27 protein-coding genes are annotated in these 25,201 nt (G+C 73.0%); 15 read left to right on the top strand and 12 right to left on the bottom strand.

The features are described 5' to 3' along the window. The first annotated feature begins 4 nt into the window (after positions 1-4). Both AC5YDV_RS13755 and AC5YDV_RS13750 read left to right on the top strand, forming a co-directional pair. On the top strand, positions 5-376 hold the full coding sequence (locus AC5YDV_RS13755) for a CrcB family protein (protein WP_496183902.1): 372 nt from the start codon (positions 5-7) through the stop codon (positions 374-376). Continuing rightward, complete coding sequence (locus AC5YDV_RS13750) at positions 373-738, top strand: fluoride efflux transporter FluC (RefSeq protein WP_496183901.1); 366 nt, start codon at positions 373-375, stop codon at positions 736-738. The genes AC5YDV_RS13755 and AC5YDV_RS13750 overlap by 4 nt, the downstream gene beginning before the upstream one ends. Before the next feature lie 15 nt (positions 739-753). On the opposite strand, the gene AC5YDV_RS13745 is transcribed toward AC5YDV_RS13750, so the two are convergent. Continuing rightward, entirely contained in the window at positions 754-1,188 is a 435-nt protein-coding gene (locus tag AC5YDV_RS13745) for a hypothetical protein (protein ID WP_496183900.1), read from the bottom strand. Between the two features lie 152 nt (positions 1,189-1,340). Here AC5YDV_RS13745 and AC5YDV_RS13740 point away from each other — a divergent pair, with 152 nt between their 5' ends. From AC5YDV_RS13740 to AC5YDV_RS13720, 5 genes are all read left to right on the top strand, one after another. Then, positions 1,341-4,130, top strand: coding sequence for a winged helix-turn-helix domain-containing protein (locus AC5YDV_RS13740; protein ID WP_496183899.1), 2,790 nt, complete (start codon positions 1,341-1,343; stop codon positions 4,128-4,130). A 42-nt stretch (positions 4,131-4,172) separates the two neighbouring features. After that, complete coding sequence (locus tag AC5YDV_RS13735) at positions 4,173-5,750, top strand: hypothetical protein (protein ID WP_496183898.1); 1,578 nt, start codon at positions 4,173-4,175, stop codon at positions 5,748-5,750. A gap of 135 nt (positions 5,751-5,885) precedes the next feature. Beyond that, positions 5,886-6,581 (top strand): hypothetical protein, encoded by a 696-nt coding sequence (locus AC5YDV_RS13730; RefSeq protein ID WP_496183897.1) that lies wholly within the window; start codon positions 5,886-5,888, stop codon positions 6,579-6,581. After that, positions 6,578-7,261, top strand: coding sequence for a DUF2306 domain-containing protein (locus tag AC5YDV_RS13725; RefSeq protein ID WP_496183896.1), 684 nt, complete (start codon positions 6,578-6,580; stop codon positions 7,259-7,261). Before AC5YDV_RS13730 ends, AC5YDV_RS13725 begins: the two co-directional genes overlap by 4 nt. Next, complete coding sequence (locus AC5YDV_RS13720; protein ID WP_496183895.1) at positions 7,258-7,473, top strand: DUF8691 family protein; 216 nt, start codon at positions 7,258-7,260, stop codon at positions 7,471-7,473. Before AC5YDV_RS13725 ends, AC5YDV_RS13720 begins: the two co-directional genes overlap by 4 nt. A 4-nt stretch (positions 7,474-7,477) precedes the next feature. Here the strand turns inward: AC5YDV_RS13720 and AC5YDV_RS13715 are convergent, their stop codons facing one another. From AC5YDV_RS13715 to AC5YDV_RS13690, 6 genes are read right to left on the bottom strand one after another with little or no spacing between them, the layout of a single operon-like run. Beyond that, complete coding sequence (locus AC5YDV_RS13715; RefSeq protein ID WP_496183894.1) at positions 7,478-7,858, bottom strand: PAS domain-containing protein; 381 nt, start codon at positions 7,856-7,858, stop codon at positions 7,478-7,480. Continuing rightward, a complete protein-coding gene (locus AC5YDV_RS13710; protein WP_496183893.1) occupies positions 7,855-8,898 on the bottom strand; it encodes an AraC-like ligand-binding domain-containing protein in 1,044 nt (347 codons plus the stop codon). The genes AC5YDV_RS13715 and AC5YDV_RS13710 overlap by 4 nt, the downstream gene beginning before the upstream one ends. Before the next feature lie 57 nt (positions 8,899-8,955). Further along, positions 8,956-9,720: a TspO-related membrane protein gene (locus AC5YDV_RS13705; RefSeq protein ID WP_496183892.1), complete on the bottom strand. Its 765-nt coding sequence runs from the start codon at positions 9,718-9,720 to the stop codon at positions 8,956-8,958. Continuing rightward, on the bottom strand, positions 9,717-10,739 hold the full coding sequence (locus AC5YDV_RS13700; protein WP_496183891.1) for an NmrA family NAD(P)-binding protein: 1,023 nt from the start codon (positions 10,737-10,739) through the stop codon (positions 9,717-9,719). The genes AC5YDV_RS13705 and AC5YDV_RS13700 overlap by 4 nt, the downstream gene beginning before the upstream one ends. A gap of 1 nt (position 10,740) precedes the next feature. Next, positions 10,741-11,493, bottom strand: coding sequence for a CPBP family intramembrane glutamic endopeptidase (locus tag AC5YDV_RS13695; protein ID WP_496183890.1), 753 nt, complete (start codon positions 11,491-11,493; stop codon positions 10,741-10,743). Beyond that, positions 11,486-12,871 carry a cryptochrome/photolyase family protein gene (locus AC5YDV_RS13690; protein WP_496183889.1) on the bottom strand — a complete coding sequence of 462 codons (1,386 nt, stop codon included), beginning with the start codon at positions 12,869-12,871 and terminating at the stop codon, positions 11,486-11,488. Before AC5YDV_RS13690 ends, AC5YDV_RS13695 begins: the two co-directional genes overlap by 8 nt. Before the next feature lie 87 nt (positions 12,872-12,958). Between AC5YDV_RS13690 and AC5YDV_RS13685 the strand changes: the two genes are divergently transcribed. From AC5YDV_RS13685 to AC5YDV_RS13670, 4 genes are read left to right on the top strand one after another with little or no spacing between them, the layout of a single operon-like run. Further along, entirely contained in the window at positions 12,959-14,179 is a 1,221-nt protein-coding gene (locus tag AC5YDV_RS13685) for a cytochrome P450 (protein ID WP_496183888.1), read from the top strand. After that, on the top strand, positions 14,180-14,521 hold the full coding sequence (locus tag AC5YDV_RS13680; RefSeq protein ID WP_496183887.1) for a lycopene cyclase domain-containing protein: 342 nt from the start codon (positions 14,180-14,182) through the stop codon (positions 14,519-14,521). Then, on the top strand, positions 14,514-14,825 hold the full coding sequence (locus AC5YDV_RS13675; RefSeq protein WP_496183886.1) for a lycopene cyclase domain-containing protein: 312 nt from the start codon (positions 14,514-14,516) through the stop codon (positions 14,823-14,825). Before AC5YDV_RS13680 ends, AC5YDV_RS13675 begins: the two co-directional genes overlap by 8 nt. Beyond that, positions 14,822-16,339 carry an FAD-dependent oxidoreductase gene (locus AC5YDV_RS13670; protein ID WP_496183885.1) on the top strand — a complete coding sequence of 506 codons (1,518 nt, stop codon included), beginning with the start codon at positions 14,822-14,824 and terminating at the stop codon, positions 16,337-16,339. Before AC5YDV_RS13675 ends, AC5YDV_RS13670 begins: the two co-directional genes overlap by 4 nt. A gap of 3 nt (positions 16,340-16,342) precedes the next feature. On the opposite strand, the gene AC5YDV_RS13665 is transcribed toward AC5YDV_RS13670, so the two are convergent. Genes AC5YDV_RS13665 through idi form a run of 3 tightly spaced genes read right to left on the bottom strand, consistent with a single transcriptional unit; the run spans position 16,343 to position 20,393 of the window. Then, complete coding sequence (locus tag AC5YDV_RS13665) at positions 16,343-17,242, bottom strand: phytoene/squalene synthase family protein (protein ID WP_496183884.1); 900 nt, start codon at positions 17,240-17,242, stop codon at positions 16,343-16,345. Further along, positions 17,239-18,732: a phytoene desaturase family protein gene (crtI, locus tag AC5YDV_RS13660; protein ID WP_496183883.1), complete on the bottom strand. Its 1,494-nt coding sequence runs from the start codon at positions 18,730-18,732 to the stop codon at positions 17,239-17,241. The genes AC5YDV_RS13665 and crtI overlap by 4 nt, the downstream gene beginning before the upstream one ends. Continuing rightward, the gene (idi, locus tag AC5YDV_RS13655) at positions 18,729-20,393 is read right to left on the bottom strand and encodes an isopentenyl-diphosphate Delta-isomerase (protein WP_496183882.1); all 1,665 of its coding nucleotides are present in this window, start codon (positions 20,391-20,393) and stop codon (positions 18,729-18,731) included. Before idi ends, crtI begins: the two co-directional genes overlap by 4 nt. Positions 20,394-20,521: 128 nt before the next feature. Between idi and AC5YDV_RS13650 the strand changes: the two genes are divergently transcribed. Beyond that, positions 20,522-21,373, top strand: a complete 852-nt coding sequence (locus AC5YDV_RS13650; protein ID WP_496183881.1) for a MerR family transcriptional regulator — start codon at positions 20,522-20,524, stop codon at positions 21,371-21,373. Between the two features lie 6 nt (positions 21,374-21,379). Here AC5YDV_RS13650 and AC5YDV_RS13645 read toward each other — a convergent pair whose 3' ends face one another. Continuing rightward, entirely contained in the window at positions 21,380-22,129 is a 750-nt protein-coding gene (locus AC5YDV_RS13645) for a GAF and ANTAR domain-containing protein (protein WP_496183880.1), read from the bottom strand. A gap of 124 nt (positions 22,130-22,253) precedes the next feature. Beyond that, positions 22,254-23,048, bottom strand: a complete 795-nt coding sequence (locus tag AC5YDV_RS13640) for a sigma-70 family RNA polymerase sigma factor (protein ID WP_496183879.1) — start codon at positions 23,046-23,048, stop codon at positions 22,254-22,256. Positions 23,049-23,259: 211 nt separating this feature from the next. Between AC5YDV_RS13640 and AC5YDV_RS13635 the strand changes: the two genes are divergently transcribed. The 3 genes from AC5YDV_RS13635 to AC5YDV_RS13625 are packed head-to-tail and all read left to right on the top strand — an operon-like array spanning position 23,260 to position 25,169. After that, positions 23,260-23,433, top strand: coding sequence for a CsbD family protein (locus AC5YDV_RS13635; protein ID WP_496183878.1), 174 nt, complete (start codon positions 23,260-23,262; stop codon positions 23,431-23,433). 44 nt (positions 23,434-23,477) lie between these two features. Continuing rightward, complete coding sequence (locus tag AC5YDV_RS13630; protein ID WP_496183877.1) at positions 23,478-23,621, top strand: GPGG-motif small membrane protein; 144 nt, start codon at positions 23,478-23,480, stop codon at positions 23,619-23,621. 60 nt (positions 23,622-23,681) lie between these two features. Next, positions 23,682-25,169 (top strand): FAD-dependent oxidoreductase, encoded by a 1,488-nt coding sequence (locus AC5YDV_RS13625; protein ID WP_496183876.1) that lies wholly within the window; start codon positions 23,682-23,684, stop codon positions 25,167-25,169. Positions 25,170-25,201: the final 32 nt, after the last annotated feature.

The raw sequence follows: 25,201 nt of genomic DNA, 5'->3' as shown, positions 1-25,201 counted from the left end.
TCCCGTGCGTGGCGTCGGACTGGTGTTCGTCGGCGGGGCCGCCGGATCCCTGACGCGCCACCTCATCGGGCAGGCACTGCCGGACCTGTGGCCCGTGCTCGTGGTGAACGTGCTGGGCTCGTTCGCGCTGGGGTTGCTCCTGGGGTCGCGGCCCAGCCACGCGCGACGGCTGCTGCTCGGCACCGGGTTTCTGGGCGGCTTCACCACGTACTCGGCCTTCGCGGTCGACGTGGTGGGCATCGGCCTCGACGGCGGTCCGGGGCTCGCACTGGCGTTCGGGGTGGGCCAGGCGGCGTTCGGCCTCGCCGCGGCCCTATTCGGCTTCACCGTGGCGGACGCCGTGGGCGCGCGCCGGCGAGCGGGGGTGAACGCATGACCTGGCTGTGGGTGGCCCTCGCCGGGGGCGTCGGCGCCGCGTTGAGGCACCTGATCCACACCGGAGTGCGTCGGGCGGGAGGACGGTCGTCCTGGGCCACGCTGGCCGTGAACGTGCTCGGCTCGTTCGGGTTGGGGCTGCTGGTGGGTTGGTCCGACCGGGTGGCCCCCGCGGACGTCGTGACCATCCTCGGCACCGGACTGCTGGGCGGGTTCACCACGTTCTCGACCGCGTCGGTTGAATCCGCGGAGTTGTGGCAGGACGGACGCCGCGCCGGGGCCCTTGTCCTGGCCGCCGTCATGCTCGCGGCGTCCGCGGGCGCGGCCGGGGCGGGTTGGGCGTTGGCGTCCGTCCTGCCGTGATGGTGGGTCAGCGGTTCACTCGGCCGGTGAACACTCCACTTCGCTCGCGGCAGCGATGTAGACCGCGAGCATCTCGTCGGGCAGGGTCGAGCCGGCCCCGAAGTACTCCAAGCCCTTGCCGTCGGCCCCGTTGGGGTTCATCCGCCCCGTCTCCTTGGGATCGCCGATCGTCATCTTGTCGAAGATCTTGATGGCGACCGGCAGCTGCTCCGCGCGGAGCGCGGCGTAGCCGGCGTCGCGTGCGGCCTCACACTGGGTCTCGAAACCCGCGAGCTCGGCGGCGCCCATCTCGGCGGAGATGGTGAACCAGTTCGCGGAGGCCGGAGCGTTGAGCGTGTACATGGGGACGAAGCAGTGCCATGCGAAGGCGGGAGAGGCGGCCAGGGTGGCGGCGACCACGGTCCCCGCGCCGACGAGGGCGGCGCGGCGGAGGCTGGATGCGACAGTCATGAAGGGTGTCCTTTCGTCACGGTGTGGCCGGGGTGGGCGGCCACCCGAGAAGCATCGGCCGTCTGCACCGGGCCCGTCCTGCCCCAGACACCCCAAGGCCTGTGCTGGGACGCCCCACTCGGGCGGTGGAGAGGACCTGACAGACTGTCTCCATGCCTGTCCCGGGCACGAAGCTGCGCATCCCGCGACCCCGTCGCACGCTCGTGGAGCGTGCGCGCCTGACCAATCCCTTCTCGGCCTCTTCCGGGCCGTCGCCTCGGTTGGTGCTGCTCGCCGCCCCACCCGGCTTCGGCAAGACCACCCTGCTCGCCCAGTGGTTGACGGCCGAGCCGCGCCCGGACCGCGCGGTGTGGGTGACGCTCGACGACGAGGACGCCGACGTGCGCCAGTTCCTGACGACGCTGGTGGCTGCCGTGTCCGAGGGCTCCCCGGACCTGGGGGCCGAGGCCCGGGCGCTGCTCGAGAACGACCGCACCCTGCTGGTGGACGACATCCTGGCGAGCCTCGTCGACGACCTCGACTCCGTGCCCGGCCAGACGGTGATCGCGCTCGACGACTACCAGCGCGCCGGGAGCCCGCCCGTGCACGAGGCGGTGGGGTTCCTCGTCGACAACCTGCCACCCCGGACGACCATGGCCATCACCACCCGCGCCGACCCGCCGTTGCCCCTGCCCCGCCTGCGTGCGCGCGGGGAACTCCTCGAGGTGCGGGCCGCCGAACTGCGCTTCACGCAGCAGGAGTCCGGCGCGTTCCTGGGCTACGTGATGGGGCTGCACCTCGACCCGGCCCACGTGGTGGCGCTCGAGAGGCGGACGGAGGGGTGGGTGGCCGGCCTCCAACTGGCGGCCCTGGCCGCCCGCGCGCGAGGGGCGCAGGGCACCACTGACGTCGGGGAGTTCGTCCACGCCTTCAGCGGCAGCCATCGCTTCGTCGTGGACTTCCTCGTGGAGGAGGTGCTGGACACCCAGCCCGAGGCCACGCGGGAGTTCCTGCTGCTCACGTCCGTCCTGGAGCAGCTCAGCGGCCCCCTGTGCGACGCGATGACGGGCCTGGACACGGGCCAGCGGCGGCTGGACGAGCTCGAGCGGGACAACCTCTTCCTCGTCGCCGTCGATGAGCAACGCCGCTGGTACCGCTACCACCCCCTGTTCGCGGACGCCCTCCGCGCACGGCTCGCGTTTCTCCATCCCGAGCGGGTGCCCGCGCTGCACCTCGTGGCGAGCCGGTGGTATGCCGCCGAGGGCCCGCTCGATGACGCCCTGCACCACGCGGAGCGGGGCGGGGACGCTGCGTGGCTGGCCCTGCTCGTGGAGTGCGCGCTGCCCGGGCTGCGCGCCCGTCGCCTGGACCGTGCGATCACGCGCTGGGTGGAAGCGGTCCCCGAAGCCGAGCTGCGCCGCCGCCCCGCGCTGGCCACCATGCGTGCCGGCTCCTGCCTCTCCCAAGGTGACGTCCCCGCGGCCACCGCATGGCTGGACACCGCAGAGCGAGGGCTGGCCGAACCGAAGGACGGTGCTGAGACCGCCTCACCGAGGCTGCCGGACGCCTTGGCCGCGGCCCTCGCCGACGAGCGGCGCACCGTGCCCGCCCAGGTCGCCATCTTCCGTGCTGCCCTCGCCCAGGCCGCCGACGACTGGGCGCTCACGGCGCGGCACGCCCGGGCGGCCGAAGCGGCGTCAGGGCCGGACGACCACTTCGTCCGCGGTGCCGCGTCGGGATTCCTCGGGTTGGCGGCGTGGGGCACGGGCGATGTGGACTCCGGCATCGCGATGTTCCGCCGGGCGATCAGCCACCTCGGCGCGGCGGGCAACGTCACCGACCAGCTCGGGGGCACGGTCGTGCTCGCGCAGATGACCCTCGCCCAGGGGGACCCCGCGGGAGCGCGACAGCTGTACGAGCGGGCGCTGCGCGCCGCGGCGTCGCACCCCGGGGCGGCGGCGGCCGTGCTGGGCGACCTCCACGCCGGTCTCGCGGACGTGCTGCGGGAGCAGGGCGACCTGCCCGCGGCGTCCGGCCACCTCGAGGAGGCGCGGGCGCTGGGCGGATCCGCCGGGTTCCCGGAGAACAGGTTCCGGCTGCACGCCTGCCAGGCCGGGATCCTGGTCGCCCAGGGGGACCCGGCGGCTGCGGTGGTCCACCTGGAGCGTGCCGAGGCGCTGTACCGGCCCGGCTACTTCCCCGACCTCCAGCCCCTGTCGGCGGTTCGGGCCCGGGCCCTCGTGCAGGCGGGCAGGCTCCCCGAGGCGCGCCGGTGGGCAGACGATTGCCGCGTGGCGTCCGCCGATCCGGCTTCGTATGGGCGGGAGTACGAACTCCTCACCTACGCCCGCCTGGTCGTGGCCGAGCACCGGGCGCGGACGGCTGGCGCGGCGTCGGCGCTGGGCCGTGTCCTCGAGCTTGTCGCCGCGGTCGAGGACGCGGCCGTGGCGTCCGGGCGGGGCGGCAGCATCGCCGAGGCGCAGCTGGTCCGGGCGCTGGCGTCCCAAGCGGCCGGCCGGCCCGAGGAGGCCGCCGAGTATCTCTCGCGCGCCCTGCTCCGCGGCGTGCCCCACGGGTACTGCCGCCTGTTCCTCGATGAGGGGACTCCCCTGCTGGACCTCCTCCGGGTGGTGGCCTCGGCAGGCGGCGAGGCCGCGTCCTTGGCGGAGCGACTGCTGCGGCAGGAGCCGGCCGCGCCGGCGGTGGGGTCTTCGGCGGCGGGGTCGCAGGCGGTGGGGTCGCCGGTGGTGGGGTCGCCCCAGCCCGCCGGCTCTGTGCTCAGCGAACGGGAGGTGACCGTGGTCAGGATGCTGGCGACGGACCTGACCGGCCCCGAGATCGCCGGCCGGCTGTACGTCTCGATCAACACCCTGCGCAGCCACACCAAGAGCATCTTCACCAAGCTGGGCGTTCGGACGCGGCGGGCGGCGGTGCGCCGGGCGGAGGATCTGGGGCTGCTGTAGGGGTGCCGGAAATTGTCGGAGGCTGCGTGTTGAATGAAACATGTGAGCGAATCGTTGGTGGTGGTGCCGTCCCGGGTGGTCCGGGCCGGTGGCACCGATGTGTTCGACGAGATCGCTGAGGTGGTGCACGGGCAGCGGGTGATGGCTGCCCGTCAACTGGCCTTGGTGGCGCGGGCCGCGGATGAGTACGAGGTGCTGGATGCCGACCTGATCGACGACGCGCCGCCGTTGGATGCGGCGTTGGTGCCCGCGAAGGGTCAGGAACGCTGGGTCCCAGGTGGTGCGGACGGCACGCCGCACGTGGGTGAGTTCCTCGCCGTGGAGCTGGCGGGCTTGCTGGGGGCGAGTGTCACCGCGGCGAAGGTCCGGATCAGTGAGGCGTTGAACTTGCGGCATCGGCATCCGCGGTTGTGGGAGGCGGTCCAGGGGCATCATGTGGAGGCGTGGCAGGCGTTGAAGGTCGTCGAGGCGTGTGTGGCCGCCGACCTGGGGTTGCACGCCTGCCACCAGGTGGATGGCTGGTTCGCCGATGCGATGGGCCTGTTGGGGTGGGTGCGGGCCCGCCGACTCTTGCAGGGCCTGATCGTGCGGGCGGATCCGGGGTTGGCCGCGTATCGGGCCGGGCAGCGCCGCACCCTGCGGGGCGTGTGGGCCTCGACGATCGTCGAGGGTCAGGTGTGTCTGGAGGCACGGCTCGACGGCTTGGACGGCGTCGCCCTGGAGGCGCAGGTGGCGCGGATCGCCGAGTTCTTGCTCGCCGACGGCGACCAGTCCGATCTGCAGCAGCGGCGGGCGAAGGCGTTGGCGATGCTGGCCGTCCCGCACTTGGCGGCCGCCTACCTCGAAGACCATGGCGTGCCCGTGGATGCCGAGGCCGGTGAAGCCCCGGTGCGGCGGGTGGACCCCGATCGCCTCCGCCCCCGGGCCACGCTCATCGTGCACGTGCACGCCGACGACGTGGCCGCAGCCACCGCCGACAACACGACGCCGGACGCCGACGACACCACGCCGGACGCTGGGGCGTCCGCCGGCAGTGGCGTCGCCCGGATCGAGGGACACGGTCCGATCGACCTGGCCAGCCTCCGCCATGTGCTCGATGGTGCGCATGTGACCGTGCGGCCGGTCGTGGACCTGAATGCGCCGCCGGTGGTGGATGCCTACGAAGTGCCCGACCGACTGCGGGACCACGTGGTGGCACGGAACCCGGTCGAGGCCTTCCCGTGGTCGGGACGCGCAGCCCGCGTCTGTCAGATGGACCACACCGAGGAGTACGACCACGACGACTGGGTCGACCGGCACCAAACCGAGGGCGGGAACCTGGGACCGCTCGGCAGTACCGTGCACCGGGCGAAGACGCATGCGCTGTATGGGATGGTGCAGCTGGAGCCGGGCGTGTTCTGGTGGCAGACCCCAGCCGGGTTCGAATACCTGGTCACCCCGAATGGCACCCACCCCCTCGGCCGAGCAGCCCGAGACGACCCCCACCCCGACAGGACGTCCGGGCGCCGGCCACGGCCACGCCCGCCGATCAGGCTCCGTGAAGGCCCCCAACGACCACTCCCACCCCCGATCATCCCCGGCCAGGAACACCTCGGACCCAACGACCCACCGCCCTACTGAGTGGTGGGGGGCCGAGCGTGCCCGTCGAAGGCAGGCGTGATGAGGGGGGCCACCTGGAGCAGACCGAGCGATCACCCGGACAACCACATCATCGTGTGGTGCCGGATCACCATGCCCACCCGTAGCGTCACGAGCATGGACACCACCACTGCCACCACCCCCGATCGCCTCAGCCTCGTCGCCGGGGCCAGCCTGCTCGTCGCCGGCCTCCTCTACGCCGGCGTCCAAGTGAACCACCCGCCGCTGACGTTGGACGTCGTCGGGACGACCGAATTCGTCGTCCGGCAGACCGTCAAGACCATGATGAGCGCGCTCGCCCTGGTCGGCATCACCAGCCTGTACGCCCGGCATGCCCGACGCGTGGGCGTCCTCGGCCTGATCGGCTTCGCGCTGTTCGCCCTCGGATACCTGGCGATGATCGTCGTCGAGTCAGTCGCAGGGTTCGTCTTCCCCTCCATCGCCGAGACCTCCCCGCAGTACGTCCAGGATGTCTTCACCGCGGCGGTCGGGGGAACCCCCGCGAGCGACATCGGCGCCATCAACGTCCTGCTCACCCTGTCCGGCCTCGGCTACCTGGCGGGCGGGCTCCTGTTCGGCATCGCCCTGTTCCGCGCCCGTGTCGGCTACCGCTGGGCGAGCGCGCTCCTGACTGCGGGCACAGCCGGCACCCTGGCGCTGGCGGTCCTGCCCGAATGGTTCAACCGGCCGATGGCCGTCCCGGTGGGCCTCGCCCTGGCCGGTCTGGGCTGGTGGTCGCTGCGTCGGCGTCCGGCTGCCCTCACCTCGCCGGCCCGCGAGGCGGTGGCGGCCACGTCGGAACCGGTCCGATGACCCCCCTGACGCCGGCCCCGGTCGCGCGGCGTCCGGGGTCCCGGCGGGTCTGGGTGGCCCCGCTGGCGCTGGTCGCCCTCAGCCTGGTTCCGCTGAGCGCCGGCGTCCTCCGACTGGTGCAGGTCTCGGGCGGGCCCAGCCTGCTGCCCGCCGACCCGCGCTTCGCGGCCTCGGCGGTCCCCGTGGCCATCCACATCATCGGGTCGGCGGCGTTCGCGCTCGGGGGCGCCGTCCAGTTCGTGCCCGCTCTCCGACGCCGGGGCCACTCCCGGCACCGCCGCGCCGGCCAGTTGGTCGCGGCCACCGGGTTGCTGGTCGGGCTCTCCGCGCTCTGGCTCACCCTCGCCCTCCCCACCAAACCGGGCACCGGGGAACTCCTCTTCCTCCTCAGGCTGATCTTCGCGTCGGCCATGGTCGGCGCCCTCGTCCTGGGCTTCCTCGCCATTCGCCGGGGTGACATCCGGGCCCACCGGGCCTGGATGGTGCGCGCCTGCGCCATCGGGCTGGGTGCCGGCACCCAGGTGTTCACCGAGGGCCTCGGTCAGGCGCTGTTGGGCGTCGGGGTCATCCAGGGTGACATCTCCAAGGGCGTGGCCTGGCTCATCAACCTCGCCGTGGCCGAGGCGGTCATCCGGCATTCGCCCCGCCGGAACAGCGCGAGCGCGAGGAGCGCGTTGTGAAGCACTCCGCGCCCCTCGGCTTCCGGGTGAGCGTCGCCGGCCACTTGGACGCCCACCGCGTCGCCCTGCTGGGTGACTGGGTCGTCCAACCGCAACACGACGGCCGGACCGTGCTGGAGTCGGGAACCGCCGACCAGGCGCAGCTCCACGGACTGCTGGAGTCGCTCCGCGACCTCGGCGTGCCCTTGCTGACGGTCAGCCCCTTCTCGTGAGGCGTTACTCCTCGCGTTCCCACTCGCGCGCGACGGCGACCGCCCCGATCGCGGAGCCGTCGGCGTCCGGGACCACGGCGAACGTCATCGTCACGTAGATCTTCTCGTCCTGGGGGCCCACCGCGCGGGTGTGCCGGGCGCGGCCGTCCGAGGCGAGGTGGCCGGTCGCCATGGCCCTGAAGAAGCCGCGGTCATGCGACCCCTGGAGCCGCTCGGGGATCATGATCTTCACGTCGTGGCCGATCACCTGCTGGGCGGTCCACAGGAAGAGGCGCTCAGAATGGGCGTTCCAGACGCGGATGATGCCGTCACGATCGATCACGATGATCGCGTCGCCGGCGTGGTCGAGTGCCGCGGCCTTGAGAGCCACCAGGTCGTCGGTCATGCCTCCGATTGTCCACGAGGACGCCCAGGAACGGCGGTAGGACGAGCGGAGAGGGCCCACCCTGCGGTCGCCCGCGCCCCCTCCGCCCCATCCACGCCGGCCCGCCGGGCGGTCGGCGTCACGCCGAACCTGATCCGGAAGGCGCGGGTGAAGTGGGCCGCGTCCCGGAAGCCGCACTGGTGGGCGACCTGGGTGACCGTCCGGTCGTGCGGACGCCTCGGATCGAGTTCGCTCCACGCCCGGTCGAGCCTGCGGAGCAGCAGCCGGCGACCGAACGGCGGGCCCTGCGCGGCGAAGACCTTCGCCAGGTAACTGGGGGACACGTAGAGTTCGGCGGCCACGCCGACGAGGTCCAGGTCGGGATCGGAGAGACGGGCATCCACGACGGCCATCGCTTGGTGGAGCAGCTCGGTCCGACGATCGAGGGCCGGGCCCACGGCGTCCGTCACGGCGGCACCGATCAGGCCGAGTAGGTGCGTGCAGACGCGGTGCGCCGACGCGGGCGAGAGCGTCCCGACGGCTGCGGCGAGGGCCTGGACCGCACTCGCCGCCACCGCTCCACCGGGGTTGGATCGCGGGATCCTGACGGCGGTCGACACGGACGGCGTCGCCAGGTGCGGATCGAGCAGCGGCTTGGGGATCGCCACGCACCACTGTTCGAAGTCGGCGGCGAACGCCAGCCGGAAGGGCCGGTCGCCGTCGATGAGGACCCACTCCTGGGGGCCGACCACGGCGGTCCGGCCGTCCTGGCTGGCCGACCCAGCCCCCCGGACGGGCAGGTTCAAGAAGTAGACGTCCCCGGGGGTGGTGCTGATCTGTTCCGGCGTGCGCTCGACCGCTTGGGTCCCGGAGGTGAGCGCCGCGACGGCGAGGTCGGCCATCCGAGTGCCAGACCAGGTGGCGGCGAAGGGCGTCCGATCACTGGTTCGGGTGAGCGACACCGGCACGAACACGTCGCCGACGACCCGCTCCCACGCCCGGAAACGAGCCTCGGGCGGCACGGAGTCCGTGCTCCACTCCTGTCCCACCGGGCGCATCATGGCCCGACCCTAGGCAGGAAGGGCGAGGGAGCGGCAGGGGGTGGCCCACCCGTGCCCTCACCGCCGGCGCGACCAGGCCCAGGCGAAGGCGCCGACGACCACCGCCGCGCTCAACGCGGCCACCACGCCCACGACCGCGGAGGCCGGCGCGCCACCCAGGCGGCCCACTGCAATCCAGCCCAGTCCCCACGCCATCGCGGCGGCCACACCCCAGGGCGCGCGCAGGACCCGCGCGAACACCACCCCGAGGGCGGTGGCCACGACCAGCACCACCACCGCGGCGGCCTGGTTGCCGGTCGCCCCCAGGTCGATGCCCTGCGCCACCGCGGAGGCGGTGACGTTCGCGCACGTCGCCACCGCCACCCACCCGAGGTAGAGCCCGAACGTCCCGTCGAGCACGATCCTCTCCGCGGGGCCGGACGGCGCCCGCCCGGCGAGCCGCTTCATGAGCAGCCCCAGGACGACGGCGAGCAGCGCGATGTCGACCACGCTCAGCCACAGCCAGCCGGCTTGGGTGATGAGCAGCCAGGCCCCATTGAGCACCATGGACGCCGCGGGCAGCCACCCCAGTTTCCGCGCGCGCTCGGACGTGCCGCCCGCGGGCGTCCACATCCAGACGACGTAGGCGATCAACAGCAGGTAGATCACCGACCAGATGGAGAAGGCGGGGCTCGCGGGGGCCAACAGCGTCGCGTCCGCGGACAGCGCGCCGCCGGAGGTCTCCTCGACCCGTTCGCCGATCAGGCCGAAGCCCCACAGCGTGCCGAGGCCCATGAGCAGGAGTGCTGCGGTGTCGAGGAGTCGCCTCGTCAGGATGGTCATGCGTTCATCTTCCTTTCATTGCGGGTGAGGATGGCGGCGGAGAGCGCGCCGACGAGGGCGCAGGCAGCGACGGCCACCCCGATGGCGGAGGCCGTCCGCCCCCATCGTTTGGGGTCCGCGCCGCCGAGGGCGCGCGTGACGGCCTCGTCGTAGCCCAGCAGGCCGCCCTCGGGGTCGCCGAGCAGGGCCGCGGCGTCCGTCTCGTGGCAGATGGCCTCGTGGATGAGGCTCCCCACGAGGGGCTTCGCGATGCCGGCCGACACGGGCGTGACCAGACCCACCCAATGGGAGGCCAGTCGCGGCGTCAGCACCGGCACGGTGGCCACGAGCCGGGGCCGCAGCCCGGCGACCCGCGCGTAGCGCCGCATCATCTCGGCGTAGGTGAGCACCTCGTCCATGCCGACGTCGATGGTCCGGTTCACCGAGGGCGGCAGGTCGGCGGCCCGGACGAGGTAGTGGACGACGTCACGCAACGCGATCGGCTGGATGCGGTTGGCCAGCCACCGGGGGCCGACCATGACCGGCAACCGCTCCGTGAGGTGGCGCAGCATCGCGAAGGACGCCGACCCCTCCCCCAGCACGACGCCGGCCTGCAGGACCGCGGTGGGGACGCCCGAGCCGAGCAGGATCTCGCCGACCTCGACGCGGGAGGCCAGGTGCGGCGAGAGGTCTCCATCGGGGTGGAGACCGCTGAGGTAGACGAGGCGCCGCGTGCCGGCGGCCCGCGCGGCGGCGACGAACCCGGTCGCCAGCGCACGATCCCGGGCCACGAAGTCGCCGTCGGCGTCCATCGAGTGCAGCAGGTAGTAGGCCACGTCGACCCCGCGCAGCGCGCGGTCCAGGACGGCCGCGTCCCCGGCGTCCCCCTCGGCCACCGACACGCGGTCGCGCCAGGCCGCGACCAGCGCGTCCGGGTGGCGGGTCAGGACGCGGACGTCCCAGCCCTCGTCGAGCAGGGCGGGGACGAGGGCGGCTCCGATGGCGCCGGTGGCGCCCGTCACGAGAGCGGTTCGGGACATCTCAACCTCCGAGGGAGAGGACGGGGCCGAGCAGGAAGAGCATCCCGAGCGACCAGGTGAGGTGGGTGGCGATGGGTCCGGCAACGCCGCCGGTGACGCGGCGCTGGGCCGCCGTGAGCAGGCCGAGGCAGGCCGCGGCGAAGGTCAGCAGCGGCACGCCCGAGAACAGCGTGGAGGCGGTGTAGAGCACCGTCGAACCGAGGACGCTCCACCGCGGGTCGAAGGAGGCGTGGACGGCCCCGCGGAAGAAGAGTTCCTCGGCGACGCCGTTGACCACCGTGATCGCGGCGACCACCCACACCGAGCCGACCCGGGCGTGGTCGAGCAGGTCGTCGACCGGCGCCCGCAGCACCGGGATGCGGGCGATCACGAACGCGCCGGCCAGGAAGACCGCCAGCAGGGACGCCCCCAGGATGAGCCCCTGCAGGACGCCGCGGCTCGTCGCGCCGGAACGGGTGCGGCCCCGCCCGAGGCGCAGCGGCCCGGACGCCAACGCGCCGACCCCCCAGAGTGCGGCGACCCCGGCGGCCGCGACATAGAACAAGGGGTCCCCCGGGGGGATGGCCAGCGCCGCGCCGAGGGCGAGCGCGCCGATCAGCACGGTGGCCGCCACCACGACCCGGCGGCGCAGCCGCTGCGCGGGCGTCTCGGTGGGGGGCGGCTCGACGGGGGTGAGCAACGCGGCGTGGACGAAGGCCCGCAACTCGGCCACGGGGCCGCGGCGGCCGGCGGGGGGCGCGGTGGGGTCAGCCACGATCCGCCACCGCCCCGCGGACCTCGGCGTAGCGGTCCAGCGCGTCCCGGCGCTCGGCGGCGTGGTCGACGATGCGCTCGGGGTAGCCCTGCGCGTACCCGTCCGGGGCGGTCCACGGCTCGTGCGCCCGCGCGCCCGCCACGTGGGCGAGCTCGGGCACCCACCGCCGGACGTAGTCACCCTCCGGGTCGAAGCGCAGCCCCTGGAGGACGGGGTTGAAGACCCGGAAGTAGGGGGCGGCGTCCGTGCCGGTGCCGGCGGTCCACTGCCACCCGTGGGTGTTGGAGGCGACGTCCCCGTCGATGAGGTGGTCCAGGAACCAGCGGGCGCCCACCGGCCACCAGACGTGCAGGTCCTTGGTCAGGAAGCTCGCCGCCACCATGCGGACGCGGTTGTGCATCCAGCCGGTGGCCAGGAGTTGGCGCATGCCGGCGTCCACGAAGGGGTAGCCCGTCCGCCCCTGCTGCCAGGCGGCCACCAGGTCGGCGTCGTCGTCGTACCGGATGCCCGTCAGCGCGGAGCGGAGGTCGGCGTCCACGCTGTCGGGGTGGTGGTGGAGGACGTCGGCATAGAACTCCCGCCAGGCCAGTTCGGTGACGAACCGCTCGGCGTCCGGGCCCCCGTGGAGGGACAGGTCGGCCAGGAGGGTGCGGGGGTGCAGGACGCCGAACTTCAGGTACGGGGACAGCCGGGAGGTGCCCTTGACGTCGGGCCGGTCACGGCGGGTCGCGTAGCCCGCCAGCCCGTCGGCGAGGAAGGCGCGCCACCGCTCGAGGGCCGCCTCCTCCCCCGCGGGCGGTAGCGCCGGGACGCCTGGGGCCTCCAGCGCCGCCCCGAGGCGGGCCCACGTGGCGTCCGCGGGAGCGGCCGGGGCGAGGGCGAGGCCGGTCGGCTCCTCGGCGGGGGCCCGCCAGCCGTGGGCGCGCCACGCCTTCGAGAACGGGGTGAACACCTCGAACGGCTTGCCCTGGCCGGTGCGGACCCGTCCTGGCGTGACCGCATACGGGCTGCCCGTCTCGACCCACGCGACACCGCGCTCGGCGAGGGCGGCCCGGACGCGCACGTCCCGCGCGGCCCCCGCGGGCTCGGTCTCGGTGGAGACGTGCACGGACGCCGCCCCCCGGGACTCGACGAACGCGGGCAGCACCTCGACGGGATCGCCGGCCAGCAGTGCCAGCCGCCCGTCGTAGGTCTCCCGCAGCGCGAGCAGGGTGGCGGCGAGCCAGGCCTGCCGGGCGGGCCCGGCGGTGTCGAAGAACGCGGGATCAAGGACGAAGCACACCGCGACCTCGCCGCCGGCGGCGTGGTCGTGGGCCGCCGCCAGCAGGGGCAGGTCGGCGCGACGGAGGTCGCGCCGGAGCCAGACGATCGCGTTCATGGTCCCCACCCTAGAGATTGGACAAACATTGTACAAGCGCGTCGCTGGGCGCTACCGTGGGACGCGATCCACCGCGAAGGAGCCCCCGTGACCCACCTTGCACCAAGCCGCCGCTCGTCGCGCGCAGGCGAGCGTGACACGCCCCGGGTGGCGTACGAGGGTGGCCTGTGGCGCATTCGGTCGCTGGAGGTGGCCCGCCAGGTGCTGCGCGCCCGACGGGAGACGACCCAAGCCGGCTTCACGGCCGAGTGGATCCCCCAGGGGTGGCTGCGGCACCGGCCGATCCTCATCTCCGACGGGCCCCTGCACGACGAGCAACGCGCCAAGGTGGCCCGGTTCCTGGCGCCCGCGGTCGTCACCGACCGCTACGGCGCCCTGATGGCCGAACGCGCGGACGCCCTCTTGGCCGAGGTCGGCGGGGACGAGTTCGCCCTGGACGACCTGGCGCTGCTCTACTCCGTCGACGTGACCGGGCACGTCGTGGGCCTGACGAACTCCCCCGTGCCGGCGATGGCCCGCCGCCTCGTGTCGTTCTTCCGCCAGCCGCCGTTCGACCTCGCGAAGCCCCGTCTGGGCCGGACCGGTCGCCAGTGGGCCCAAGCGGCGGCCAACGGGCTGGTCCCGCTCGTTCGGTTCCACCTCGCCGACGTCCGCCCGGCGATCCGGCAGCGGCGGCGGCGTCCGGCCGACGACATCATCAGCCACCTCATCGCCGAGGGCTACTCCGACGCCGACATCCTCGTCGAGTGCCTCACCTACGGCACCGCGGGCATGGTCACCACGCGCGAGTTCATCACGATGGCGGCCTGGCACCTCCTCACCCACGAGCCCCTCGCGGCCCGTTACCGCGTGGCGGGCCTGACCGAACGGCTCGCGATCCTGAACGAGGTCCTGCGCCTGGAGCCCGTGGTCGGGCACCTCTACCGGCGCGCCACCGCACCCCTCACGCTGACCGAGGGCGACCGGTCCTGGACGCTCGCGGCCGGGGACCTCATCGACGTCGCCGTCCGCCAGGCCAACGCCGACCCGGACGCCGTGGGCGACGACGCGCTGACCCTGTGCCCCGGACGCCCCCTCCCCTCCGGGGTGAACGCGGCCGGGATCAGCTTCGGCGACGGCGCGCACCGCTGCCCCGGCCAGCCGCTCGCCACGCTCGAGGCGGACGCGCTGCTCACCCGCCTGCTCGCCCGCGACCCCGTCGTCGTCGCCGAGCCGACGCTCGGCTGGGACGACCTCATCGCCGGCTACACCCTGCGCGGGCTGCGCCTGCGGCTGGCCCCAGCACCCGAGCACGAGGAGAACCGCTGAATGGACGACCGATACCAGTACCTGGCCCTGATGGCCGCGTGCCTGCTGATCACCCTCCCCCTGGAGTTCGTGTTGCGCGCCCGCGTCTACCGCAGGCCGCTCCGGCTGCTGCTCGCGATGCTCCCGACGGTGGTCGTGTTCGTCGCCTGGGACATCCTCGGGATCGTGCGGGACCACTGGTCCTACAGCCCCCGCTTCACCACCGGCATCATGCTGGGCCCCATGCCGCTGGAGGAACTGGTGTTCTTCCTCGTGATCCCCATCTGCGGCCTACTCACCTACGAGGCGGTGGGCACCGTGCTGCGGCGCCTCCGCGGACGGACGGAGGACGGACATGCCTGAGTACACGATCCTCACCCTCCTCTCGATCGCGGCGATCGTCGCGGTGGAGGTCCTCTGGCTCAGGACCGGGCTGTTCCGCCGGGTCCAGTACTGGCTGGCCATCGCGATCGTGTTCTTCTTCCAGGGCTTGGTCGACGGCTGGCTGACCAAGCTGAGCGACCCGATCGTCCTGTACAACCCCGCGCACCACTCCGGCCTGCGCTTCCCCTGGGACATCCCCGTCGAGGACTTCGGTTTCGGCTGGGCGATGGTCACCCTGACCCTGCTCGTGTGGACGCGCCTCGGCGCCAAGGAGGCATCATGACACCCACCCCCCGCCCCTCGACCCTGCCCGGGCGCGACCGCCGCGCGGTGCGCCACCCCGCTCCCGCCGGCACCAAGAAGCCGGACGCCCCCCGGCACGTGCTCGTCGTCGGCGGCGGCATCGCCGGCCTGGCCGCGGCGACGATCCTGGCCGAGCGCGGCGTCCGGGTGACGCTCGCCGAGGCGTCCGACCGCCTGGGTGGCCGCGTCGCCGCCTGGCCGCTGGAGGACGGCCGGACGATGAGCCGGGGCTTCCACGCCTTCTTCCGGCAGTACTACAACCTGCGCGCCCTCCTGCGGCGCGTCGACCCGGAGCTCAGCTTCCTCACCCCCATCGAGGACTACCCGCTGCAGCGCCCCGACGGGCTGCGCGACTCGTTCACGGGGCTGCCCACCACGCCGCCGTGGTCGGTGCTCGAGTTCGTCCGGCGCAGCCCCTCGTTCACGGTCCGCTCGCTCGCGAAGGTCAACGTGCCCGCAGCCCTGGAACTGCTGAAGGTGCGCTTCCCGGGCACGTACGCGGACTACGACGGGGAGTCGGCGGCCGCCTTCCTCGACCGGCTCCGCTTCCCGCCCGCGGCCCGCGCGCTGGCCCTGGAAGTGTTCGCCCGCTCGTTCTTCGCCGACCCCCGCGAGTTCGGCGCCGGCGAACTGGTGGCGATGTTCCACACCTACTTCATGGGGTCCGCCGAGGGGCTGCTCTTCGACGTGCCCGACGACGACTACGACACCACCCTGTGGGCTCCGCTCGGCAAGCGCCTGCGCGACCTCGGCGCGACGGTGCTGTTGAACGCTTCGGTGAGCGACCTCGTCGTGGGTGACGACGGCGTGACCGCGTCGGTGGGCGGCGTGCCCCTCGAGGCGGACGCCTGCGTCCTGGCCGCCGACCCCCGCGCCGCCCGCGCGCTGGTCGCGGCCCTCCCGGACGCCGACCCCTCCTGGCGGGCGTCCGTCGCCGCCACCCGCAACGCGCCCCCGTTCGTCGTCGTCCGGCTGTGGCTGGAGAAGCCAGTGGACGCCGACCGCCCGGCCTTCCTCGGCACGAGCGGCTACGGGCCCCTCGACAACGTGTCGGTGCTGGAGCGTTTCGAGGCCGGCGCCGCCGACTGGGCCCGGACCCACGACGGCTCCGTGGTCGAGCTGCACGCCTACGCCTGCGACCCGGCGGTGGCGTCCGACCCCGCCGCTGCGGACGCCGTGGCCGCCACGCTGGAGAGCGAACTGCACCGGGTGTTCCCCGAGACGCGCAGCATCCCGGTCCTGCACCGCGAGGTGCTGACCCGGGACGACTGCACCCTCATCACGCCCGAGCCCTGGGAGGCGCGCCCCGGCGTCCGGACGCCGTCGCCTCGGCTGGTGCTCGCCGGCGACTGGGTCCGCTGCGAGCACCCGGTGGCGCTGATGGAACGCGCCGCCACCACGGGCTTCCTCGCCGCCAACGAACTGCTGGGCGGCTGGGGCGTCCGGGGCCAGGACATCTGGACCGTGCCGGTGCGCGGCCTCCTGGCCCGCTGAGGGTCAGGCGGCCGCGCCCGCCCGTCCGAAGTCGACGTGCGGGACGCCGACGGCGAGCGACCGCAGCATGACGGCCAGCTTCTCGGCGTCCGGGACGCGCAGGCGCCCGGAGAACACGTCGTAGTCGGCGGCCTCGATCCGGTCGAGGATCCGGCTGTAGAGCACCAGCGCCGTCCCGACGCAGCGCCGCGAGGCGGGCGGGAGCAGCGCCAGCCCCTCCTGGCCCTGGGCGTAGAGCTCCCGCGCGCGGGCGACCTGCTCGGCCATCATGGCCCGCCACTGGGGAGTGACCTCCCGCAGCCAGGGGTCGGCGCCGTGGCGCGCGAGGTCCTCCTGGGGCAGGTAGACCCGCCCGCGATCGAGGTCCTCGGCGACGTCGCGCAGGAAGTTGGTGAGCTGGAACGCGTTGCCCAGCGCCCGCGCCGACTCCTTCGCCTCGGGCGAGTAGGGCTCCAGGACGGGGAGCATCATCTCGCCGATCACGGCCGCGGAGCCCTCCATGTACCCGTCCCGCAGCTCCTCCCAGGTCTCCCAGGTGTCGCGATCCAGGTCGGACGCCATGGCCGCGAAGAAGCGCCCGAAGCACTCCGGGTCGGTCCCGCGCCGGCGGATGCTGTCGACGATGGCGGCCATCACGGGCTCGTCCGAGCCTTCCTCCAGCGCCCGGAAGAACATCGCCCGGAACGCGCCCAGCCGCTCCCGCGGCGTCCCACCCTGGGGCACCGCGACGTCGACGCGGTCCGGTTCGTCGACGATGTCGTCGGCGAGCCGGCACAGCGCGTACACGGTGAACACGTCGCGGCGCTGGGCGGGGGGCAGCAGGCGGGCGCCCCAGTAGTAGGTCGTGCCGTACTGCTTCGTCAGTTCCGCGCAGTACCGGTAGCCGGCGGTCAGGTCGGTCATCGTGCCATCTCCTGGACGCGCTGGGCGGCGAGCTTGCCCGAGATCAGCACCATCGGGATTCCGACGCCCGGTGTCGTGCCGGAACCGGCGAAGACGAGGCCCGGAACCCGCTTGTCCACGTTGCGGGGGCGGAACGGACCCGACTGCATCAGCGTGTGGGCCAGGGCGAACGGCGTGCCGGCCGCCATGCCCTGGGCCTGCCAGTCGGCGGGGGTCACGAGCTCCTCGGTGACGATGCCGGTGGGGTACCCGAACGAGTCGAGGAACGTGTGCATCCGGTCGCGCAGCCGGGGACCCTCGCGGGTCCAGTCGAGGCGTCCGACCTGGAGGTTCGGCACCGGCTCGAGGACGTACAGCGTGTGCGCCCCTTGCGGGGCGACCTCCGGGGCGTTCACGGACGGGACCGCGACGTACCGGGAGGGGTCCCGCATGGGGATGCCGGTCTCCATCAGGTCGGCGAACGCCTGCGACCAGGCCTTCCCGAAGTGGATGTTGTGGTGGCCGGTCAGCTGGGGCAGCTCGCCCTTGACGCCGAGGTGCCACACCAACGCACTCGGCGAGTACTGACCGCGGCGTGCGACCCTCGGCGGGGTCAGGTCGGGCAGCAGGCGCTCGTACGCCACCGGCAGGTCGGCGGTCACCACGACCGCGTCCGCCGCCAGGCGCTCGCCGTCGGCCAGCACCACGCCGGATGCCGCGCCGCCCGGCGCCCGGGACACGTGCTCGACCCGTGAGTCGTAGCGGATCTCGACCCCGGCGTCCTGGGCCGCCCGGGCCATCGCGACCGGCACGGCGTGCATGCCGCCCTCGGGGAACCAGACGCCCTCGATGGAGTCCATGTACGTGATGACGGCGTACAGCGCGAGCGCCTGCTCGGGGGCCAGGCCGGCGTACATCGCCTGGAAGCTGAAGACGCGGTGCAGGCGCTCGTCGGAGAACCGGCGCGCGACCTCGGGACCGAGACGCTTGAAGGCGCCCAAGCGCAGTAGCTCCGCCACCGCGCGGGGCGAGCGGAACAGCCCCAGCGGGGAGTTGAAGTTGGCGTCGATGAAGTGGGGCAGCTCCACGTCGTTGAGGCGGCGCAGCCAGACCACGAAGTCGTCGAACGCGCGGGCGTCCTTGGCGCCGCTCTCGGCCGCGATGACCTCGCGCATCTTTTCGTACCCGGGGCGGACGAGCAGGCGCGACCCGTCGGCGAAGAAGGCGTGGTACGCGGGGTCGAGCTGCTTCAGGGTGACGTAGTCGCCCACGGTGCGGCCGACGGCGCGGAACGCCTCCTCCAGCAGGGGGACCATCGTGAAGACGACGGGGCCGGTGTCGAAGCGGAACCCGTCGCGCTCGAGGATGCCGTTGCGTCCACCGGGGAACGACTCGCGCTCCACGATGGTGACGCGGTGGCCCGCGCCCGCCAGGTGGAGGGCGGCGGCGAGACCGGACAGTCCCGCGCCGACGACGACGACGTGGTCGCCGCGCCGCGCCGGAGCCCTCATGCCATCCGCCAGGCAAGGGTGCGGGCGGCTTCGACGAGGCCGTCGACACCCGGCTGGGCGAGCGGGGCCCGCTCGAGGCAGGCCAGCCCCTGGCTGACCTCGTCCGCGATCAGCCGCTCGAGCATCGCGTCGATGCCCGAGGCGCGCAGGGCGTCGGCGAGGACGGGGACGTCCTCACGGCCGAAGTCGGGCGTCCCGACGCGGGCCAGCAGGTCGGCCGCGTCGCCCACCAGGTGCTCACGGGCCAGCGACAACAGCACGGTCGCCTTGCCCTCGTAGAGGTCGTCGCTGGCGGGCTTGCCGGTGAGGGCGGGGTCGCCCCAGACGCCCAGGTGGTCGTCTCGGAGCGCGAACGCGCTGCCGAGGTGGTCACCGCAGGTCATCAGCGCGTCCATGATCTGCTGGGAAGCGCCGGCGGCGACGGCCCCCAGCTGCAGTGGCCGGGTGACGGTGTAGCGACCGGACTTGGCGCGCGCGACGTGCTCGGCGTGCCGGCGGTCGGGGCGGCCCGCGGCCGCCCCCGTCAGGTCGGCCCGCTGGCCGGCGATGAGCTCCACCGACAGCTCGTACCAGGCGGCGCGCATCGCGGGAGGAAGCCCGTCGACCAGGCCGTCCGCGAGGGTGTGCGCGAGGTCGCCGAGCAGGATCGCGAGGTTGCGACCGAAGACCGCGCCCTCGCCGCGCGCCCCGGCCTCCTCGTGCCAACGGGACGCCTGGACATGGGCCGAGGGGCGCCCGCGGCGCTGGTCGGACTCGTCCATGACGTCGTCGTGGACAAGGGCGAAGAGGTGGAGCAGTTCCAGCGCCGCCGCGGCCCGGACCATGTGCCGGTACCCTGCCTCGCCATGGATGCCGCCGGCGGCGATGAAGCCCCAATACGTCATCGTGGTGCGCACGCGCTTGCCACGCCCGATGGTCAGCTCACGCAGCCAGCCGGGCAGGTCCTGGGGCAGCACGTCGACGCCGAGGCCGGCGGAGTGCACCTCCCACTCGCGGGACAGGACCGCCAACTGCTCCTGCAGCAGCGCCTCGACGTCGCGCAGCGCGGCGACCGGGTCGGGGCTCGGACGCTGTCCGAGGGACAAGCCGGACCCCAGGGTCGTGACCAGGCGCGGCACCTGGAGGGCGGACCAGGGGCTGTACACGTGGGGTGTCGCGGCGATGGCGGTGGCCAGGCTCTCCCACGGCACCCACGCCCAATCGGCCACCTCATCGGGGTCCGGACGCGGATCCTCGTCGGCGACGAACGCCGCGTAGACGGGACACACCTCGTTCTCCACGATGCCCGAGGCGTCGACGGCCCGATAGCGGAAGTCGGGCAGCAGCGGGGTGAGCGGACCGACGACCAGGCCCAACTCCTCGCGGATCCGGCGCCGGGCCGCCGCCTCGATGTCCTCACCGGGGCGCGGGTGGCCGCACGCGGAGTTGGTCCAGACGCCCGGCCACGTGGTCTTGCTGAGCGCCCGCCGGGTCAGGAGCACCTCTCCCCTGGCGTTGAACAGGTAGGTGGAGAAGGCCAGGTGGAGCGGCGTCGCGTCGGAGTGGATGCGCGTGCGGTCCGCACGGCCCGCGGGCCGCCCCTGCTCGTCGAGCAGGACGACGTCGTCACCGACAGGTGAGGGCGGTACGGAGTACCTGGGCGAGCTGGGATGGGTCGACATGAGTCCGTCCAATGTTTGTCAAAGGTTCTGTGCGCCACGCTAGCCGCGGAAAGGATCCATGGCAAGACTTATTGTCCAATCTTTGTATAAGCTCTCCCCGTCGCGCCAGTGGTAGAAGGGGGGAATCGGTGTACACAGTCAGCCAGGCGGAAGCCCTCACGGGCATCCCCACCGCAACGCTACGCGCGTGGGAACGGCGTTACGGCGTCATCGCGCCGCGCCGCACCGAAGGCGGCTACCGGCTCTACGACCCCGAGCAGATCGAGATGCTCCGCGAGATGGCCGCCCGTGTGGCGAGCGGGATGCGTCCGGCGCAGGCCGCCGCGAGCCTCGCCGACTTCCGGCCGTCGAAACCGACCGCGGCGTTGGCGTCCGGCGCCCCCGACCTCGTCAGCGCCGCGGCGTCCCTCGACCCCGTCATCCTGCGCGAGACGATCGACGCGGCGTTCGCCGCCGCGGGATTCGAGCAGGTCGTCTCCTCCTGGCTCCTCCCCCAGCTCGCCCGGCTCGGCGAGGCGTGGGCGTCCGGCCAGATCTCGGTGGCCCAGGAGCACTTCGCGTCCGCCGGGCTGATGGCCGAAGTGTCCGCCGCCTTCCACGCCGCGGCCGGGCAGTCCTCAGGACCGACGGTGCTGGTGGGGCTGCCGCCCGGGGCGCGGCACCAGCTGGCGCTCCTCGCGTTCGCCACGTGCCTGCGCCGGCTCGGACCGAACGTCCTCTATCTGGGCGCCGATCTGCCGGCGGAGGACTGGGCAGTGGCGGCCCGCGGGCAACGGGCGCGGGCGGTCGTCCTGGGGGTGTACTCCCCCGCGGACGCCAAGGCCGCCAGCCTCGTCGTCGACGCCCTGGCCGGGTCGTCCATCTCCGTCTGGGTGGGGGGCGGGTCCGCCGCAGGCGTCCGGGGAGCGACCGTCCTGCCCGACGACATCCCCACGGCCGCCCGCCAGCTCAACCGCACCCTGCTGGCCGGACGCGCCTGAGGGCCCTCAGCCCTGGTCCACCGGCTTGGGCGCCCCACCCGGGAGTTCGCCGGTCAGCGCGACCTCCTCGGCCACGTCTCGCACCTTCCGGTTGAGCTGCTGGCTCGCTGAGCGCAGCATGGCGAACGCCTGTTCGGACGTGGCACTGCGGGTGGCCATCAGGATGCCGATCGCGGTGCCGATCTGCCGGCTCGTCCCCAGGGCCGAACCCAGGTTGGCGACGTCCCGCTCGTGCAGCTCGGTCGACACGGAGATGGCCGCGAAGGGCGCGATGATCGACGCGATGCCCAGGTCCATGTCGTCGAAGGCATCCACGGCACTGGAGTAGAAGTTGAGGGCGGCCCGGTCACCCGGCCCGGACAGCATGCGCAGGGAGAGCACGCTGCGGATCCCGGTCTGCTCCACACAGGCGGGCCCGAACACCGGCCAGCGAGGGTCACGGCCCACGTCCGGCGTGACCACCGCGTCCGACTCCTCGGCCGCATCCATGCACGGCCCCTCCCCCATGACGTGCTGGAGGAGGTCCACCTGCTCGGAGACGGGATCGCTCACCGCGACGACCTCGGGAGCACGACCCCCGCGGATCAGCGTGATGCCGCAATGGCCGGCGTGAGGGACGACCTGCGCGGCGAACTGGATCACGCGATCCGGGGCCAACCGCCCCTGCTCGGCGACAAGACGCGCCGAGATCTCCTCGAACTGCCTCCCCAACTCCGCCGGGTCGACAACCGACTCGCGCTCGTCGTTCCCCGCCATGCAAGCCTCCCACCGCGCCGGCTCGACGAAGGGCGCGGACGCCCGGTGGCGCGGTCGCGCACACTCTAACCGCGTGCGCAACGGCCGTACAGGCGCGGCCGCGCCACTGAACGTGGGCGCCGCCTCAGGCGGCGGCGGACGTGTCGTCGAGGGCCAGGCGCAACTGCGCCAGGACCCGGGAAAGGATGCGGGAGACCTGCATCTGGCTGACGCCGAGACGCATGCCGATCTCGCTCTGGGTCAGACCCTCGATGAAGCGCCACTCGAGCGTGCGGCGGTCACGCTCAGGAAGGCGTGCGATCTCCTGCCGCAGCACGAGTTGGTCGGGCACCGACTCGAGCTCGGCATGCTCCTCGCCGAGTCGCTCCCAGGGGGAGGGTCCGTGCTCCGCGGTGGGAGCATCGAGTGACAAGCCGGTGAAGCACGCGTCGGCGGCGTCGCACTCGCGAACCTCAGCGGGCTCGACCTGCAGCGAACGGGCCACCTCGGCGTCCGTCGGCTCGCGCCCCGCGCCCTGCTCGAGGTCGGCGCGGGCCTGCCGGGTCCGGGCCCGGAGTTCCTGGATCCGTCGTGGTGGGCGGACCAGCCAACCGTGGTCACGGAAGTACCGCCGCAACTCGCCCCGGATGGTCGGCACGGCGAAGGCCACGAACGGGCACTCGACGTCCTGGGGCCGGAACCGCGCGACGGCGAGGACGAGGCCCGTACGAGCCACCTGGATCAGGTCCTCCACCTCGACACCGCGATGGGCGTACTGCCACGCAAGGGCGTCGGCAAGACCCAGGTACTCCTCGGTGACCTCATGGGCCAGCCTCTTCTTCTCGACCGGGTCCTTGGTTTCGGCCATGCGACGCAGCAGCGCCTCGCCGGCGTGGGGGGTGTTTCGGGAATGGAGGGATGCGGGACGGCGACGTGTCATGATCGCGCTCCTGTGTTGAGCGATCCTGTCGGCACGTGGTTGAACCGCGGAGTCCTTGTCCTGAGAGTGCCACCTCGCGGACGCCCTGACAAGGGCCACCCGGGCCTCAGCCCCGTCCGCAGGGCGCAGCGGCACACCGCGGAGGCCGCCGGTTTGGGCCTGCCCCACCCGGGTACAGGGAGGCATCGATCCACGATGAAGGAGGATCCCCATGGGAACCGACGACAAGATTCGCAACGCGGCAGAGAAGGCGTCCGGCAAGCTCAAGGAAGGTGCCGGCAAGGTCACCGACGACGAGCGCCTGGAGGCCGAGGGCAGGACGGAACAGGCCTCCGCCGACATCAAGCAGGCCGGCGAGAAGGTCAAGGACGCCTTCAAGAAGTAGAAGTCCCCGCACCACACCACACAACCTCGCTGAAGGAGGAACACATGGCCACCGTTCTCTGGATCATCGCGGCGATCCTGGTGATCGCCGGGATCTTCGCCATCTTCCGCAGGCAACTCGTCTGGGGAATCGTTCTCATCGTCCTGGGACTGCTCGTCGGTCCCGGAGGCGTGAGCCTGTTCACCTGAACATGACCGCCCGTGCCGGCCACCGATGGTGGCCGGCACACCCACATCAGGAGCGGAAACATGGAATCTTTCTGGTTCGACTCCCGCACCACCCCTCCCCCGCGGCCCGAGACCGCCTTACCGGACACCCATGGCGACACGGTGGTCGCCGGGGCCGGCCTGACCGGGCTCATGACCGCCGTCCTGCTCGCCCGGTCGGGGCAACGCGTCACGGTGATCGAAGCGCGCACGGTCGGCGCGGTCACCACGGGACGCACGACGGGCAAGCTGAGCCTGCTGCAGGGTCTCGTGCTGTCCGACATCGTCCGGCACCACTCCGAGGACGTCCTGCGGGCGTACGTGGAGGGCAACCGCGAGGGGCAGGCCTGGCTCGTCCGGTTCATGGACGAGCGCGCCATCCCCTACGAGCGGCGGCCGGCGTTCACCTACGCGACAACCCCGGACGGTGCGGAGCGGCTCGAGGCCGAACTGGCCGCCTGCCACACGGGCGGCATCGACGCCCGGCGAACCGCCGACCACGGACTCCCCTTCCCGGTCGAGGCCGCCATCACCCTGCCCGACCAGGTGCAACTCCACCCCCTGCTCGTCCTGGACCACCTCGTCGAAGACTTCGAGGCGCACGGAGGCGTCCTCGTCGAGGGGGCGCGGCTCACGGACGTCCAAGCAGGGTCCCGCCTGAAGCTCGCCACCACCCAAGGAGGCATGACCGCCGACCGGCTGGTGCTCGCCACCGGGACGCCGGTTCTCGACCGGGGCGGCTACTTCGCCAAGCTCATCCCCTCGCGGTCCTACGTCACCACCCACCGCGTCCCGGGCCCCATCCCGTCCGGCCTGTACCTGTCGGCCGACGAGCCGACGCGCTCGCTACGCACGGTCCCCCACGCCGACGGAGAGTTGCTGATGGTCGGCGGCAACGGTCACGTGACCGGACGCGCCGACTCGCCCGCGGCGTCCGTGGAGGACCTCGTGGCCTGGACGGCGAAGCACTTCCCCGGCGCGGAACTCACCCACGCCTGGTCGGCCCAGGACTACCGCTCGGTCAACCGGGTGCCCTTCGTCGGGCAGCTCCCCCGCGGGGGTGGGTCGGTGTACCTCGCCACCGGGTACAACAAGTGGGGCATGGCGAACGCCGTGGCGGCCGGCCTGAACCTGAGCGCCCAGATCCTGGGCGGCTCGCTGCCGTGGGCCAAGAAGCTGGGTCACCGGGTCACGAAGCCGGTCGGGATCCTGAGCGCCCTGGCCCCCAACGCCGAGGTGGCCGTCGAACTCACCAAGGGCTGGGTGGGTGCAGAACTGCACCCGCTGCCCGCCGACCCGCCCGCCGAGGGCCGAGGGGTCGTGGGTCGCGGCAGCACGGGCGTGCCCGAGGCCGTGTCCACCGTGGACGGGGTCACCTGCCGGGTGTCGGGGGTGTGCACCCACCTGGGTGGCGTCCTGGGCTGGAACGACGCCGAGAAGTCATGGGACTGCCCGTTGCACGGCTCCCGCTTCGCCCCCGATGGGACCCTCCTCGAGGGCCCGGCCGTCGATGACCTTCATCGGCGCTGAAGCCCCGGATCGGGCGTTTCACCAGCGCGGAT

The sequence above is a fragment of the Propioniciclava sp. LT432 genome, assembly GCF_059515965.1.
The sequence above is the reverse complement of the archived record's forward strand: the minus strand, read 5'-3'. Positions and strand labels throughout refer to the sequence as shown.

Excerpts from the sequence above, each read along its gene's own strand:
- AC5YDV_RS13750 (WP_496183901.1), top strand. The coding sequence starts at position 373 with ATGACCTGGCTGTGGGTGGCCCTCGCCGGGGGCGTCGGCGCCGCGTTG.
- AC5YDV_RS13725 (WP_496183896.1), top strand. The coding sequence starts at position 6,578 with ATGACCCCCCTGACGCCGGCCCCGGTCGCGCGGCGTCCGGGGTCCCGG.
- AC5YDV_RS13700 (WP_496183891.1), bottom strand. The coding sequence starts at position 10,739 with ATGTCCCGAACCGCTCTCGTGACGGGCGCCACCGGCGCCATCGGAGCC.
- AC5YDV_RS13665 (WP_496183884.1), bottom strand. The coding sequence starts at position 17,242 with ATGACCGACCTGACCGCCGGCTACCGGTACTGCGCGGAACTGACGAAG.
- AC5YDV_RS13740 (WP_496183899.1), top strand. The coding sequence starts at position 1,341 with ATGCCTGTCCCGGGCACGAAGCTGCGCATCCCGCGACCCCGTCGCACG.
- AC5YDV_RS13630 (WP_496183877.1), top strand. The coding sequence starts at position 23,478 with ATGGCCACCGTTCTCTGGATCATCGCGGCGATCCTGGTGATCGCCGGG.
- AC5YDV_RS13710 (WP_496183893.1), bottom strand. The coding sequence starts at position 8,898 with ATGATGCGCCCGGTGGGACAGGAGTGGAGCACGGACTCCGTGCCGCCC.
- AC5YDV_RS13635 (WP_496183878.1), top strand. The coding sequence starts at position 23,260 with ATGGGAACCGACGACAAGATTCGCAACGCGGCAGAGAAGGCGTCCGGC.
- AC5YDV_RS13625 (WP_496183876.1), top strand. The coding sequence starts at position 23,682 with ATGGAATCTTTCTGGTTCGACTCCCGCACCACCCCTCCCCCGCGGCCC.
- AC5YDV_RS13680 (WP_496183887.1), top strand. The coding sequence starts at position 14,180 with ATGGACGACCGATACCAGTACCTGGCCCTGATGGCCGCGTGCCTGCTG.
- AC5YDV_RS13705 (WP_496183892.1), bottom strand. The coding sequence starts at position 9,720 with ATGACCATCCTGACGAGGCGACTCCTCGACACCGCAGCACTCCTGCTC.
- AC5YDV_RS13675 (WP_496183886.1), top strand. The coding sequence starts at position 14,514 with ATGCCTGAGTACACGATCCTCACCCTCCTCTCGATCGCGGCGATCGTC.
- AC5YDV_RS13715 (WP_496183894.1), bottom strand. The coding sequence starts at position 7,858 with ATGACCGACGACCTGGTGGCTCTCAAGGCCGCGGCACTCGACCACGCC.
- AC5YDV_RS13690 (WP_496183889.1), bottom strand. The coding sequence starts at position 12,871 with ATGAACGCGATCGTCTGGCTCCGGCGCGACCTCCGTCGCGCCGACCTG.
- AC5YDV_RS13640 (WP_496183879.1), bottom strand. The coding sequence starts at position 23,048 with ATGACACGTCGCCGTCCCGCATCCCTCCATTCCCGAAACACCCCCCAC.
- AC5YDV_RS13670 (WP_496183885.1), top strand. The coding sequence starts at position 14,822 with ATGACACCCACCCCCCGCCCCTCGACCCTGCCCGGGCGCGACCGCCGC.
- AC5YDV_RS13745 (WP_496183900.1), bottom strand. The coding sequence starts at position 1,188 with ATGACTGTCGCATCCAGCCTCCGCCGCGCCGCCCTCGTCGGCGCGGGG.
- AC5YDV_RS13645 (WP_496183880.1), bottom strand. The coding sequence starts at position 22,129 with ATGGCGGGGAACGACGAGCGCGAGTCGGTTGTCGACCCGGCGGAGTTG.
- AC5YDV_RS13730 (WP_496183897.1), top strand. The coding sequence starts at position 5,886 with ATGGACACCACCACTGCCACCACCCCCGATCGCCTCAGCCTCGTCGCC.
- idi (WP_496183882.1), bottom strand. The coding sequence starts at position 20,393 with ATGTCGACCCATCCCAGCTCGCCCAGGTACTCCGTACCGCCCTCACCT.
- crtI (WP_496183883.1), bottom strand. The coding sequence starts at position 18,732 with ATGAGGGCTCCGGCGCGGCGCGGCGACCACGTCGTCGTCGTCGGCGCG.